11 protein-coding genes and 1 pseudogene are annotated in these 13,717 nt (G+C 69.6%); 6 read left to right on the top strand and 6 right to left on the bottom strand.

Going from position 1 to position 13,717, the window contains the following annotated elements; all coding sequences use genetic code 11:
- Positions 1-79 precede the first annotated feature (79 nt).
- The 3 genes from SB771_RS14190 to SB771_RS14180 all read right to left on the bottom strand — a co-directional run bounded on the left by SB771_RS14190 (position 80) and on the right by SB771_RS14180 (position 4,288).
- On the bottom strand, positions 80-1,291 hold the full coding sequence (locus SB771_RS14190) for an MFS transporter (protein ID WP_175659131.1): 1,212 nt from the start codon (positions 1,289-1,291) through the stop codon (positions 80-82).
- A gap of 226 nt (positions 1,292-1,517) precedes the next feature.
- The gene (locus SB771_RS14185) at positions 1,518-3,152 is read right to left on the bottom strand and encodes a trypsin-like peptidase domain-containing protein (protein ID WP_175659743.1); all 1,635 of its coding nucleotides are present in this window, start codon (positions 3,150-3,152) and stop codon (positions 1,518-1,520) included.
- Between the two features lie 260 nt (positions 3,153-3,412).
- Positions 3,413-4,288, bottom strand: coding sequence for a LysR family transcriptional regulator (locus SB771_RS14180; RefSeq protein ID WP_175659130.1), 876 nt, complete (start codon positions 4,286-4,288; stop codon positions 3,413-3,415).
- A gap of 149 nt (positions 4,289-4,437) precedes the next feature.
- Here SB771_RS14180 and SB771_RS14175 point away from each other — a divergent pair, with 149 nt between their 5' ends.
- Positions 4,438-5,691, top strand: coding sequence for an MFS transporter (locus SB771_RS14175; protein WP_175659129.1), 1,254 nt, complete (start codon positions 4,438-4,440; stop codon positions 5,689-5,691).
- 89 nt (positions 5,692-5,780) lie between these two features.
- Positions 5,781-5,888: pseudogene (locus tag SB771_RS14170) on the top strand (transcriptional regulator); the annotation flags it as partial.
- On the opposite strand, the gene SB771_RS14165 reads toward SB771_RS14170, so the two are convergent.
- A complete protein-coding gene (locus tag SB771_RS14165; RefSeq protein WP_175659128.1) occupies positions 5,884-7,356 on the bottom strand; it encodes a PLP-dependent aminotransferase family protein in 1,473 nt (490 codons plus the stop codon). The pseudogene SB771_RS14170 and the gene SB771_RS14165 overlap by 5 nt on opposite strands.
- A 209-nt stretch (positions 7,357-7,565) precedes the next feature.
- On the opposite strand from SB771_RS14165, the gene SB771_RS14160 reads away from it, so the two are divergent.
- The gene (locus SB771_RS14160; protein WP_175659127.1) at positions 7,566-8,765 is read left to right on the top strand and encodes a GNAT family N-acetyltransferase; all 1,200 of its coding nucleotides are present in this window, start codon (positions 7,566-7,568) and stop codon (positions 8,763-8,765) included.
- Positions 8,766-8,788: 23 nt separating this feature from the next.
- Here the strand turns inward: SB771_RS14160 and SB771_RS14155 are convergent, their stop codons facing one another.
- Positions 8,789-9,241, bottom strand: coding sequence for a DUF3331 domain-containing protein (locus SB771_RS14155; RefSeq protein WP_175659126.1), 453 nt, complete (start codon positions 9,239-9,241; stop codon positions 8,789-8,791).
- Between the two features lie 495 nt (positions 9,242-9,736).
- Between SB771_RS14155 and SB771_RS14150 the strand changes: the two genes are divergently transcribed.
- The 3 genes from SB771_RS14150 to SB771_RS14140 all read left to right on the top strand — a co-directional run bounded on the left by SB771_RS14150 (position 9,737) and on the right by SB771_RS14140 (position 12,634).
- On the top strand, positions 9,737-10,801 hold the full coding sequence (locus tag SB771_RS14150) for a 2,3-butanediol dehydrogenase (RefSeq protein ID WP_175659742.1): 1,065 nt from the start codon (positions 9,737-9,739) through the stop codon (positions 10,799-10,801).
- Between the two features lie 232 nt (positions 10,802-11,033).
- Positions 11,034-11,690, top strand: a complete 657-nt coding sequence (locus SB771_RS14145; RefSeq protein WP_175659125.1) for a VC0807 family protein — start codon at positions 11,034-11,036, stop codon at positions 11,688-11,690.
- Positions 11,691-11,767: 77 nt separating this feature from the next.
- Positions 11,768-12,634: a CPBP family intramembrane glutamic endopeptidase gene (locus SB771_RS14140; RefSeq protein WP_175659124.1), complete on the top strand. Its 867-nt coding sequence runs from the start codon at positions 11,768-11,770 to the stop codon at positions 12,632-12,634.
- A 45-nt stretch (positions 12,635-12,679) separates the two neighbouring features.
- Here the strand turns inward: SB771_RS14140 and SB771_RS14135 are convergent, their stop codons facing one another.
- The gene (locus tag SB771_RS14135; protein WP_175659123.1) at positions 12,680-13,660 is read right to left on the bottom strand and encodes an aldo/keto reductase; all 981 of its coding nucleotides are present in this window, start codon (positions 13,658-13,660) and stop codon (positions 12,680-12,682) included.
- Positions 13,661-13,717 lie beyond the last annotated feature (57 nt).

The following is a 13,717-nucleotide window of genomic DNA, read 5'->3' as shown; positions in this document are numbered from 1 at the left end:
GGCCGTTGCGTCGATCCCTGCCGATCCGGGCGGCGAAGCCATCGCGCCGGATGGGCATGCCGTTCATGCGTGCCGTCGATCACGCATCCTGTTCGCGTGCGTCGAAGATTCGGATGCACCCCGCCGCCGCCAACGCGATTGCCGCGGACAGCAACATCACGACCAAAGGCGCATAACCCGCGTTGCGCACGGTCAGCACCGCGCCCGTCAGCGACGACAGTGCGGCTCCGCCCGCGATCGTCATCGCCCCGACCAGCCCCGATGCGCTACCGGCCAGGTCCGGCCGCACCGACATCGCGCCGGCATGCGCACCGGGATTCGACAGCCCGTTGCCGACGCCGATCAGCACGCACGGCCCGAACCATGCGATCGCGTGCGTCGCACCGCCAAACAACAGCGCGAGCGCGATCACCGGCCCCATGCAGGCGATCACGCGTGCGCACAGGATCGTCGCGGCGAGCGGATAGCGGTGCGCGTGACGCGCGGCCAGAAAGCTGCCGCACACGAAGCCGGCCGTGATCGTCCCCATGTACAAGCCGATTTCCGCCGGTGGGATGCCGAACTTCGCTTGCGCGGCGAGCGGCGCGCCGGCCAGGAACGCGTAGAACGCGCCGGTCGAAAAGGCCATGCAAAGCGCATACGCCCAGAAGCGGCGCGCACGCAGCAGCGCCGGATACGCGCGAAGCTGATGCGCAAGCGTGGTGGCGCGCTTCGTATGGGTTTCCGCGAGATCGAACCCGCACCAGCCGAGCAGCGCGATACCGGCCGCGCCGAGCAGCCAGAAACTCGACCGCCAGCCGACCGTCTGATCGAGCGCGCCGCCGAGCGTCGGGCCGATCATCGGCGCGAACGCGGCCGCCATCGCCGCATAGCCGATGCGGCTCGCCGCGCGTTCGCCGCCGGCGGTGTCACGCAGCGTCGCCATCGACACCGGATAGACCGACGTGATCGCCGCCTGCATCAGCCGGCACGCGAGGAACATACGGATATCGGTCGCCATCGCGCAACCCAGCGACCCGAGCGTGAAGACACCGAGGCTCGCCAGCATGATCGGCCGTCGCCCGAACCGGTCCGACAACGGCCCCATCACGAACTCGAGCGACGCGGCAACCGCCGCGTACCCGCCGAGCGCGAGCGCGACGAGCCCGTAGTCGGCGTGCAGGTCGCGCGCGATCGCAGGCAGCGACGGCAGCAACATGCTCAACGGCAGCACGGAGAACGCGCACAACAGGATCAGCGTCGCGTGTCGGGGCGAAGCCGGTTCGGAAGCGATCGGCAGGTTCGGTTGCAAGCGGAAGCCCTCCTCGCACGTGCCGCGGGGCCGTGCGCAATGCAAAAAAAACCCCCGAGCAAGTCGGGGGCGCATGGGTGCCGGCGCGGTGCCGCTACCGGACCCTGCGCCTGCGTACTACCACGTTGAAGTTTGCCGCTTTCATGCCGGATGGCTCCTGAACGCCCGAAACACGGGCAGCGATGTCGGACGATGTTAGGCGCACGCCCGCGCTCCCGTCAACGCCCTACCGCGCTCGCACGGACACGAACTTGCGCGCGTTCTCGCGCTGGATCAGCACCGCGATCACGCCGCCGCTCGCTTCGAGCGCCGGCACGTCTTCCGGCGTTTCGAGCAGCGTGTCGTTGAGTTCCAGCACGACATCTCCCGGCCGGATGCCCGCGCGCGCGGCCGGCCCGTGCACCGCATCCACCATCATCCCGACCGCGAGCCCGGTCGAACGCCGTTCGGCATCGCTCAGCGGATGCATCGTCAGTCCGAGCCGATCGCCGCCATCGGCCGGCCGTGCGGCGGCCATCGCCACGCCGGCGGCGCCGGCAGTACCGACCGGGCCTGCGCTGCCCGTCGCGGGTGCGTTGTAGGTCGCGTTGTAAGTCGCGGTGTCGATCGCATCACCGGTCGCCGCTCCCGTGACCGTCAGCCGCATCGGCGTGCGGTTGCGGATCAGCCGCAGCGGCACCTTCCCGCCAGGCGGCAACGCGGCGGCCAGGTCGTTCAGCTCGGCAGCCTGGCCGATCGGCTTGTCGCCGAACTGCACGATCACGTCGCCGGGCTTCACGCCGGCCGCGGCGGCCGGCGAGCCGGGATCGACGCCGTTGACGAGCGCGCCCACCGGACGCGGCAGCCCGAACGCGGCGGCCAACCCGGCGCCGACATCCTGTACGTCGACGCCCAGCGCGTTGCCGGACGACACGGACGACATGCGCTGCGCCTGCGCGTTGGTCCGCATCTGCGCCAGCGCTTGCGCACGCACCTTCATGGCGAACGCGATCGGGATCGCGAACGTCGTGCTCGCGTAGCGGTCGGCGCCGGTGTAGACCTGCACCGCGATGCCGATCACCTCGCCCGCACGGTTGAACACCGGGCCGCCCGAGTTGTCGGGATTCACCGCGATGTCGGTCTGGAAGAAAGGAAACGCGCTGCCGTCCGGCAGCGGATGCGCCGTCGCGCTGACGATGCCGGCCGTGACCGTATTGCCCGAGCCGTCCGGCGCGCCGATCGTCATCACCGGTTCGCCGGCGCGCACCCGCGCCGAATCGCCGATGCGCACGAACGGCAGCTTCGTCGCGTCGACGCGCAGCACCGCGACGTCGCTCTGCGGATCGACGGCCAGCACGGTCGCCTTCAGGTCACGACGATCGGCCAGTCGCACCGTGACGTCGGTCGCGTCGGCGACGATATGCGCGGACGTCAGGATCAGCCCGTCGGGGCTGACGATGAAGCCCGAGCCGCTGCCCGCGATCGCGCGCGGCGACGTATCGGGCAACGGCGCCTGCGGGCCCTGCCCGGGCATGAGCGGAGGCGGAGGCGCAGGCGGCTGCGCACCGCGGCGGAAGAACCCGGCGAGCGGATCGTCGGGTTCGAGGATCGCGAAGGCCGGGCCACCGGGCTGCTGGTCGGGGCCGGTGGTCATGATGGTCACGACCGCCGGGCCGTAGCGGTCGACGATCGCCGGGAAGTCGACCGGCGCCGAGTAAGCCCGTGTGGCGGGCGTGGCGGGCCTGCTTTTCATGACAGGCGGTGGGGCGGGCGTCGCGACGGTCCCGGCACGGGTGGGCGGCGACGACGACAAAATGCCGGCGAATACGCCCCCGATCAACGCGGTGCGAAGCACGGCGCGAGCAAGCGTCTGGCGAACCACGGTGCACCTCCCCCGGCAGTCGCGGCGACGTCTCGCGCGAGACACGCGGACGCCCGGCAGGCGCCGGTACACGCATCCATTTATAGTCCACACCGCGTCGGCCATATACGATTCGGAAACCCGCATGCCAGCGGTCGAATGGCGGCAAAACCGCCCCGGCGTTCGTTCCGGACAAGTTTCGCGGTTCGTCAATCGGAATATTCACCACACATTGCATGCGAGGCGCGCGGCCGCGATAGATCGCGCGCCACCGTCCCGCGCTACCACGCAAGCGCCAGAAAATTGCGCACCACTGCCGACGGATCATCGCGTCGCGACGCGATCGCGAGCCTCGCGCGCAAACCATCGCCGGCGACCGGCCGATACACGACGCCCGCGACCTGCACCTGCGTGATCGCCTTCGGCACGATCGACACGCCGAGCCCGGCCGCGACGAGCGTCACCGCCGACGTGATCTGCGGCGCGGGCTGCGCCATCCGCGGTTGAAACCCGGCGGCATTGCACGCGGCGACGATGTCGTCGAACAGCGCGCTGCCGGCTTCCCGCGGCACCTGCACGAACGCTTCGTCGGTCAGTTCCGCCAGATCGATCCGACGCCGCTGCGAGAGCCGATGCGCGACCGGCAACGCGACGAACATCGGTTCCTCGTCCCAGTCCGCCGCCACCAACGTGTCGGCGATACGCCGCTCGGGGCGCACGATCGCGACATCGAGCCGCCCGGCCTCCAGCGCCTCGAGCAGCACGCCGGACGTCGCCTCCTGCAACGTCAGCTCGGCGTCCGGAAACGCTTCGCGAAAGCGGCGAATCAGGTCGGCCACTTTCGAATTGAACGCCGCCGTGCCGGTAAAACCCACGCGAAGCTGCCCGATTTCCCCGCGCGCGGCCCGCTTTGCCGCGCGTGCCGCGCGCTCGGCATCGTCGAGCACGCGCCGCGCCTCTTCCGCGAACACCTCGCCGGCAACGGTCAATTCGGCGCCGCGTGCGGTCCGCTTGAACAGTTCCACGCCGAGTTCGCTTTCGAGCGCCTTGATTTGCTGGCTCAGCGGCGGCTGTCCCATGCCGAGCGTTTCCGCGGCCTTCGTGAAGTTCGACGTGGCGGCCACGGCCAGAAAGTATCGGAGATGCCGAAGTTCCATGTGCGAGGTGATCCCGGGGTGGAGGGAAGCGCGACGTGCGCATCCCGGTCAATCGTAAAACGTATCGCTACGGTTTCTTTCATATATTGGACATATGTATGACCGTGCGCAAGAATTCGGGGTATTCCCTGGACAATCAGGTGCAAACCATGTCTTCCCCTGCGATTCCGCCTGCCGCGACCCGCATCCCGAATGTCACGCCGGATGCGCTGCCCGCCGGCGTGTCGCCGCGCTCGGCGGCCTACAAGCGCATCGCGCTGGCGCTCTTCCTGGCCGGCTTTTCCACCTTCTCGCTGCTGTACTGCGTGCAGCCGTTGCTGCCCGCGTTCGCGCGCGAGTTCCATATCGGCGCGGCGTCGAGCTCGCTGTCGTTGTCGCTGTCGACCGGGCTGCTGGCGGTCTCGATCCTGTGCGCCGGCGCGCTGTCCGAACGCGTCGGGCGGCGTGGGCTGATGTTCGCGTCGATGACGCTGGCCGCGCTGTTCAACGTGCTGGCGGCGATTTCACCGAACTGGAACCTGCTGCTGATCTGGCGCGCGCTCGAGGGTTTCGCGCTTGGCGGCGTCCCGGCGGTGGCGATGGCCTATCTCGCCGAGGAAATCGCGCCCGACGGGCTCGGGCTGTCGATGGGGCTCTATGTCGGCGGCACCGCGTTCGGCGGCATGATCGGGCGGATCGGGATGAGCGCGCTCGAAGAGTACTTCTCGTGGCGCACCGCGATGCTGACGATCGGCGTCGTCGACCTCGTCGCGGCGATCGCATTCGTGATGCTGCTGCCGCAATCGCGGCGTTTCGTGAAGCGAACCGACCTGACGCTGCGCCATCACCTGCGGCTATGGAACGCGCAACTGCATCACGCGCGGCTTCCGTTCGTGTTCGCGATCGGCTTTCTCGTGATGGGCTCGTTCGTGACGGTGTACAACTACGCCGGGTTCCGGCTGACGGCCGCGCCGTTCAACCTGAGCGCGACCGCGTGCGGGCTGATCTTCGGCGCCTACCTGTTCGGGATGGTGTCGTCGTCGAGCGCGGGCGCCCTCGCCGATCGGCTTGGGCGCGCGCCCGTCCTCGTCAGCGGCATTCTCGTGTTCACGGCCGGCCTCGCGCTGACGCTGTCGCATTCGCTCTTCGCGATCATCGTCGGGATCGTGCTGATCACGATCGGCTTCTTCGTCGCCCATGCGGTCGCGAGCGGCTGGGTCGGGCACCTTGCCGGATCGGCGAAAGGGCACGCCGCGTCGCTGTATCTGCTGGCCTATTACCTCGGGTCGAGCGTGCTGGGTTCGGCCGGCGGCACGGTGTGGCAGCACGGCGCATGGGGTGCGGTGGTCGCATATGTCGCGGTGTTGCTCGCCTTGAGCCTGGTGGCCGCGCGCCGGATCATTCGCGCGGAACGCGTGCGGTAAGCGGCGTCACGTCACGCGCGGGCCGGCACACCGCCCGCGGGCCGCTTGCGGCTCGACTCCGCGATCTGCCGTTCGGCAATCCGCACCCTGTCGCGATCGCGACCGAGGCGATCGCCGACTACAAGGAACGCGTGTCGCTGCCCTGCTTCCAGTGGCATCACGCGGCCGTTGTGCCGGCCGACCACCCGCTATTCAATCCCCCGCGACCCGATGCGCGATCGCCGACAGCGTCCGCAGCATCGGCGCGAACGCATCGGCCGACGTATTGCCGAACCCGAGCACGAGCCCGTTGGCCGCCGACGTCGCGTGGAGCGAAAACCCCGACAGCGGAAACGGCCCGATCCCATGCTCGCGCGCCGCTTCGACGATCGCGCGGTCGCGATAGCGCGCCGGCAGCCGCAGCGCCAGATGCAGCCCGCACGGCCCGCCCTCCACCTGATGCGGCGCGGTGAACGCGTCGTCCAGCGCGGCGAGCAGCGCGCGCCGCCGGTCGCGATACAGCCGGCGCATCCGCCCGAGATGCCGCCCGTACTCCCCCGACTCGATGAAATCGGCGAGCGCGAGCTGCACGTGGCGCGTCCCGCCGCGCAGCATCTCCGGCAGCGCCGGCCGCACCGCGGCCAGCAGCGCGTCGGGCAGCACGAGAAAACCGATCCGCAGCGCCGGAAACATCGTCTTGCTGAACGAGCCGAGATAGACGACCGGCGAATCGGCCGCGAGCCCCTGCAACGCGCCGATCGGCTCGCCGGTGTGACGAAACTCGCTGTCGTAGTCGTCCTCGATGATCCATGCGCGATGCCGGCGCGCGGCGTCGATCAGCGCGAGCCGGCGCGAAATCGACAGCACCGCGCCGGTCGGAAACTGGTTCGACGGCGTCGTATAGACGAGCCGCGGCGTCCGTTCGCGCCAGTCCGCGTCTTCCGCGCGCAGCCCCTCCGCGTCGACCGGCATCGGCACGACATCGAGATCGGCCGCCTGCATCGCGGTGCGCGCGCCGCGATAGCCGGGTTCCTCGACCCAGACCGTATCGCCGGGATTCGTCAGCAGCTGCGCGCACAGTGCGATCGCGCCCTGTGCGCCTTCGGTGATCACGATCTGCTCGGGATCGCAGCGCACGCCGCGCGTCACGGCCAGATGGCGCGCGATCGACTCGCGCAGCGCGCGCTCGCCGAGCGGGTCGCCGTACGCGAGCAGGTCGCGGCCGGCGCGGCGCAGCGCGCGGTCGATCGCGTGCCGCCACGCATCGATCGGGAAATGCGACAGCGCGGGCACGCCCGGCCGAAAGGCGTCCGACTCGCCGGTACCGATCAGGCTCGGACGCATCCGGCCGAGCCGTTGCGCGACGACCGGCGGCGCGGCCCGCCGGCGCGGCGGCGCCGGCCGCGACAGGCCCACCACGCGCGTGCCGCGACGATCGGATTGCAGGAAGCCTTCGGCGACGAGCTGCTCGTAGACGGCCGCCGTCGTGTTGCGCGACACGCCGAGCGTCTCGGCCAGCGCGCGCGTGCCGGGCAGCCGCGTGCCGGCCGGCATCGCGCCGCCGAGAATCGCGTCGCGCACGCGGCGCAGCAATTGCCGCTGCAACGAAGGCGCACCGGCCGTGCGCGCGAGCGGCGCGTCGAGCGGCATTACCGGCGCGGTGCCGGAAGGAAGGGTTGTCGTCATCAGCGTATGGCGGCGTGGAGGTCTCGGGGCATGCCGCGGCGATCGCGGCGCAATCACGGCACCGTAGCGGACACCGACATGGCGCCACTGCGGCACCTCCGTGGCACCATAAATTCATCGTCGCCTGGCGCTTCTCATGGTACCTCGCCGGGACTACGATCGTCTGCATGCCGGCATGTCGCCGGCCGCCAACCGAAGCGAGATCGACCTTGTCCACGCTCACCAACGACTTCCAGCAGCCGATCGGCCGCCCCGTTCCCGACTGGTCCGCGCGCCCGCGCCCGGAGCGCATCGTGCTCGAGGGCCGCTACTGCCGCCTCGAACCGCTCGACGCCGACCGCCATGCCGCCGACCTGTACGCCGCGTACGCGCAGGCGCCCGACGGCGCCGACTGGACCTATTTCGCGCACGGCCCGTACGCCGACGAGTCGAGCTACCGCGACTACGCGCGCGGCGCGGCGACGAGCGCCGATCCGCTGCATTACACGGTGATCGACCGCGCGACGAACCGCGCGGTCGGCACGCTCGCGCTGATGCGCATCGACCCGGCCAACGGCGTGATCGAGGTCGGCTCCGTCACGTTCTCGCCGCTGCTCAAGCGCACGCCGATTTCGACCGAAGCGCAGTACCTGCTGATGAAGTACGCGTTCGACACGCTCGGCTACCGGCGCTACGAATGGAAGTGCGACGACCTGAACGAGCCGTCGCGCAAGGCCGCCGCCCGGCTCGGCTTCCGTTACGAAGGCACGTTCCGGCAGGCGATCATCTACAAGGGACGCAATCGCGACACCGCCTGGTTCTCGATCGTCGACGGCGAATGGCCGGCCGTGCGCGCCGCGTTCGAAGCGTGGCTCGCGCCGGAGAACTTCGACGCCGGCGGCGCGCAGCGCGAGTCGCTCGTCGCGATCCGCCACGCGCAGGCGCGTGCCCGCGACGCGGCCGGCCGTGCGAACGACGCGACGCGCGTCACGGTCCGGCCGCTCGTCGCCGCCGACGAAGCCGCGTGGCGCCCGCTGTGGCAGGGTTATCAGAAGTTCTATGACACCGCGCTGAGCGACGCCGTGTTCGCGACGACGTGGGCGCGCCTGATGGATCCCGCCGAACCGATGTTCGTGCTCGGCGCATTCGACGCGTCGGGTGCGTTGATCGGCATCGTGCACGCGATCTACCACCGCTCGTGCTGGACCGAAGGGCCGTACTGCTACCTGCAGGACCTGTTCACGGCGGCCGACGCGCGCGGGCAAGGCGCCGGCGGCGCGCTGATCGAGGCCGTGTACGAGCGGGCCCGCGAAGCCGGTGCGAGCCGCGTGTACTGGCTCACGCACGAAACCAATACGGCCGCCCGCGCGCTGTACGACAAGCTCGCGAACAACGCGGGGTTCATCCAGTACCGGAAGGATCTCAAGTAACGCGCAGGGGCAACCGGCCGCGTTCAGCCGAGGACGTCGACCGGGTCCGCCGCCTCGCCGCGGGCCGGCGCAACGTGACGCACGATGCCGGCCGCGTCCGGCACCGACGCGGGGTGGATCATCTCGTCGCCGTTGACGGGCACCGGCCGCCGCACCGGCCGGTACACCGGCTCGCCCGGCTCGATCGGCTGCCCCGAGATCGCGCAGCGGCCCGGCTGCGATGCGGCGTGCAAGCGCCAGCGCTGCTCGCCGTAATGACAGCGCCCGCTTTCGCTCCAGCGCACCAGCAAGCCGTTGTCGCCGGCCTCCAGGACCGTGACGAACAGTTGCGGCCGCAACGGTGAAACGCCGGCCGCGACAGGCTCCGGCCCCGGTACGCGATCGTCGCTCGCCGACGGCATGACGTCCCGCTCATCGGCTACCAGCATGTGATACGACACGTATTCGCAGATCAGGCTTTCGATGAAGTTCGGCATGCTTGACGACATTCCGTTGAAATTGACACGGGGCCGCGCACCGCGCGCGATCGGGCTGCCGCAGATGATACAAATTGAAGTTAACTTCAAGTAAAGCGGAATGTGCGCAACGATGCGTTTCGCTGATTGGCACAATGGGCTGGCATAACGGCATGCGACGGAGCCCGCCGCCGAGCCACCCGTCTCGCATTTCGTCTCAAACGGCTGAGACAAATGTCCCGGCGTCTCACGCGAACCACGTCATCGCAATTGCAGCAAATTCCGCGAGCAATTCTCGCGACAGCGCCGGATGCCAAGGCAAGACCCACCTGCTGCACCGCACACCACCGCCCCGACTTGCAAGCCACGCAAACGCCGATTCGAGCTGGCCCCGTTCCTGCATATCGATCGCTCGCGCAATCGCGCGACGGACGCACCGGCCGCTTGCCGCGCGTCCGACGACAACCTGACGGAGACAGCAACGTGAGCACACCGGCACCGAACACCGCACCCAGCATGAAGGCCGCCGTCTGGCATGGCCGCAACGACATCCGCGTCGAAGAGGTTCCCGTTCCGGCGCACCCGCCGGCCGGCTGGGTCCAGATCCGCGTGCACTGGTGCGGCATCTGCGGCTCCGACCTGCACGAATACGTCGCCGGGCCGGTGTTCATCCCGGTCGACGCGCCCCACCCGCTGACAGGCCTGAAAGGCCAGTGCATCCTCGGCCACGAGTTCAGCGGCGAAATCGCGGCGCTCGGCGCGGGCGTGACGGGTTTCGCCATCGGCGACCGCGTGACGGCCGACGCGTGCCAGCATTGCGGCACCTGCTGGTATTGCAAGCATGGGCTGTACAACATCTGCGAGAACCTCGCGTTCACCGGGCTGATGAACAACGGCGCGTTCGCCGAATACGTGAACGTACCGGCCGAGCTGCTGTACAAGCTGCCCGAGAACTTCCCGACCGAGGCCGGCGCGCTGATCGAACCGCTCGCGGTCGGGCTGCACGCGGTGAAGAAGGCCGGCAACATCGTCGGCCAGACCGTCGTCGTGGTCGGCGCCGGCACGATCGGGCTGTGCACGATCATGTGCGCGAAGGCCGCGGGCGCCGGGCGCGTGATCGCGCTGGAAATGTCGGCCGCGCGCAAGCAGAAGGCGCTGGAGGTCGGCGCAACGGTCGTGATCGATCCGAAGGCGTCGGACGCGGTCGCGGAAATCAAGGCGCTGACGGGCGGCTACGGCGCCGACGTGTCGTTCGAGTGCATCGGGCACACGGCCACCGCGCAGCTCGCGATCGACGTGATCCGCAAGGCCGGCAAGTCGGTGATGGTCGGCATCTTCGAGGAGCCGACGTCGTTCAACTTCTTCGACATCGTGTCGACCGAGAAGGAAGTGATCGGCTCGCTCGCATACAACGGCGAATTCGCGGACGTGATCCGCTTCATCGCGGACGGCCGCATCGACGTGCAGCCGCTGATCACCGGGCGGATCGCGCTCGGCGATATCGTCACGCACGGCTTCCAGGAGCTGGTCAACCACAAGGACCGGAACGTGAAGATCATCGTCCAGCCCGCGACGGCCTGACGAACGCGCGACCGGGCAAGCGGGCGATGATCGCCGCGTGACGGCCGTACGCGGTGCCGGGCGGCCGCAAGCGGCCCCTCGGTAGCCTTGGCGCGACTCGCCGTCCGCCCGGCCCGCGCGCCCGCCCGGATTCGGTGCATGCACAACGGCGCCGGGTGCGGCGCGCGGGGTCCGACTTCGATATACTCGAACCGACCTCACCGCCCCGCGCGCCACCCGCGCGCCCGCTTCCGTGAAACGACGAGCCGGCCTGATCCTCGAACTCTTCGTCAACCTGGCGCTGCCCTGGGTCGCCTACCGGGTCGCGCATCCGTATTTCGGCGAAACCGGCGCGCTGTACGCTTCCGCGATTCCGCCCATCGTCTGGTCCATCGTCGAATTCATCCGCTCGCGCCGCGTCGATGCGGTGGCCGCCGTCGTGCTGCTCGGCATCGCGCTGTCGATCGCCGGCATGGCGCTCGGCGGCAGCGCGCGCACGCTGCTGATGCGCGAATCGCTCGCGTCCGGCGCGATCGGCGTCGTGTTCCTGCTGTCGCTGTTCCGCGATCGCCCGCTGATCTTCTACCTCACCCGCGCGACGGTCGCCCGCGAGATGGCCGGCGGCGCCGCGCGTTTCGAGACGGTGTGGGCCGAGCAGCCGGGGCTGCGCCAGATGCTCCGGCTGATGACCTTCGTGTGGGGCGCATGCATGACGCTGGAGATGCTGCTGCGCCTGTGGATGGTCGTCGCGTGGCCCGTCGAGCGCGTGCTCGTCGTGTCGCCGATCATGGGTTACACCGTGTTCGGCACGCTCCTGCTGTGGACCTTCTGGTACCGGCGGCGGATGCGCGATCGCAACAGCGTCGACATCCCGACCCGCGACGGCGTCACCGAGATCGCCGGCCGCTGAGCGCCAGCCTGCCCGGCCGCACGTCACGGTCGCTGGGGTATGATGCGCGGCGTCTCGTTCGACCCATGCATCGCCCCATGTCTCTTTCGCTTCTCCCGTGTGCCACGATCTGCCTCGCGCTATTCGCTGCCGCCGCATTCGCGTGGCTGCGTCCGCTGCACGGCCCGAGCATCGCAGTCGCGGCGCTCGGCTATGCCGGCGCGCTGGCAGTCGGCAAGCTTTCTCCGATCGTGCTCGCGCCGCTCGCGCTGCTCGTGGCCGCCGCCTGGGGTGTCGCCCCAAGCCGCCCGCTCGCGGTGCGGATCGCCGCACACGTCGTGTTTGCCGCGCTCGCGATCGCGCTGAGCCTGCACCTGATTCCCGGCTTCCATAATCCACGCGTGATCGAGCCGACGCGCTTCACGCCGGACGCCGCGCCGTTCACGATGTACCTGAATTTCGACAAGCCGCTGGTCGGCCTGTGGCTGCTGTGGGTGCTGCCGTGGGTCATGCCCGACGTCCCGCCGGCGCGCGCGCTGCGCACCGGTGTCATAGCGTGCATCGCAACGGCCGCCGTCTGCCTGGTCGGCGCGCTCGCGTTCGGGATGGTCGGCTGGGCGCCGAAATGGCCGGCGTCGGGCTGGATGTGGCTCGTCAACAACGTGCTGCTCGTCACGCTCGCCGAGGAAGCGCTGTTCCGCGGCTACGTGCAAGGCGGCCTCACGCGCGTGCTCGGCCGCTTCGGCTGGGGGCCGTGGGTCGCGCTCGCGATCGGCGCGCTGCTGTTCGGCGCCGCGCACGCGGCCGGCGGCTGGCACTGGATCGTGCTCGGCACGGTGGCCGGCATCGGTTACGGCCTTGCATGGCGGCGCGGCGGGCTGCTCGCGTCCGCGCTCGCGCACGCGGGGCTGAACGTGATCCACTTCGGGCTGTTCACGTACCCGATGCTCGCCGCCGCGCGCTGAGCGCCGCGTACGGCGCCGGCGCCTGCCGGTTTCGCCCGGTTGAAATCAGTTGAAACCGGCCACCGCGTGCGGCACGTACGGGCCTTCGAGCGCCGCGATTTCCTCTTCCGTCAGCTTCAGTTCCAATGCGCCGAGCGCATCGTCCAGATGATGCGGCTTCGAGATGCCGACGATCGGCGCGGTGATGCCGCGCTTGTGCGCGACCCATGCGAGCGCGACCTGCGCACGCGGCACGTTGCGCGCGGCGGCAATCGCCGCGACGGCCTCGACGATCGCGCGGTCGGCATCGGCCGTCGCGTCATAGAGCCGCTGGCCGACGTCGTCGCTCTGCTGCCGGCCGGACGACTCGTCCCAGTTGCGCGTCAGCCGGCCGCGCGCGAGCGGGCTCCACGGAATCACCGCGATGCCCTCGGCCTCGCACAGCGGCAGCATCTCCCGCTCCTCCTCGCGATACAGCAGGTTCACGTGGTTCTGCATGCTGACGAAGCGGGTCCAGCCGTTCTGCGTCGACGTGTGCAGCGCCTTCGCGAACTGCCACGCGAACATCGACGACGCGCCGATGTAGCGCGCCTTGCCGGCCTTCACGACGTCGTGCAGCGCCTCGAGCGTCTCCTCGATCGGCGTGCCGTAATCCCAGCGGTGGATCTGGTACAGGTCGACGTAGTCGGTGCCGAGCCGCTTCAGGCTCTGGTCGATGTCGGTCATGATCGCCTTGCGCGACAGCCCCGCGCCGTTCGGCCCCGGCCGCATCCGGTAGAACACCTTGGTCGCGATCACGACGTCGTCGCGTTTCGCGAAGTCGCGCAGCGCGCGGCCGACGATCTCTTCCGACGTGCCGTCCGAATACATGTTCGCGGTATCGAAGAAATTGATGCCGGCCTCGATCGCGCGCTGGAGGATCGGGCGGCTTTCCGCTTCCGGCAGTGTCCACGGATGCGTGCCGCGCGACGGCTCGCCGAACGTCATGCAGCCCAGCACCAGCTTCGACACGTCCATCCCGGTCGACCCGAATTTCACGTATTCCATCGCTCGCCTCGTCATTGAAGTGGGGTTGCGGCCGGATGCGCGCCGCGCGTCGGTGCA

Source organism: Burkholderia sp. SIMBA_051 (assembly GCF_046534915.1).
GTDB lineage: Bacteria > Pseudomonadota > Gammaproteobacteria > Burkholderiales > Burkholderiaceae > Burkholderia > Burkholderia ambifaria.
This window is presented reverse-complemented; position numbering and strand designations above follow the sequence as displayed.

Coding starts and splice junctions, on each gene's coding strand:
- SB771_RS14180 (WP_175659130.1), bottom strand. CDS start 4,288: ATGGAACTTCGGCATCTCCGATACTTTCTGGCCGTGGCCGCCACGTCG.
- SB771_RS14175 (WP_175659129.1), top strand. CDS start 4,438: ATGTCTTCCCCTGCGATTCCGCCTGCCGCGACCCGCATCCCGAATGTC.
- SB771_RS14165 (WP_175659128.1), bottom strand. CDS start 7,356: ATGACGACAACCCTTCCTTCCGGCACCGCGCCGGTAATGCCGCTCGAC.
- SB771_RS14155 (WP_175659126.1), bottom strand. CDS start 9,241: ATGCCGAACTTCATCGAAAGCCTGATCTGCGAATACGTGTCGTATCAC.
- SB771_RS14150 (WP_175659742.1), top strand. CDS start 9,737: ATGAAGGCCGCCGTCTGGCATGGCCGCAACGACATCCGCGTCGAAGAG.
- SB771_RS14140 (WP_175659124.1), top strand. CDS start 11,768: ATGTCTCTTTCGCTTCTCCCGTGTGCCACGATCTGCCTCGCGCTATTC.
- SB771_RS14135 (WP_175659123.1), bottom strand. CDS start 13,660: ATGGAATACGTGAAATTCGGGTCGACCGGGATGGACGTGTCGAAGCTG.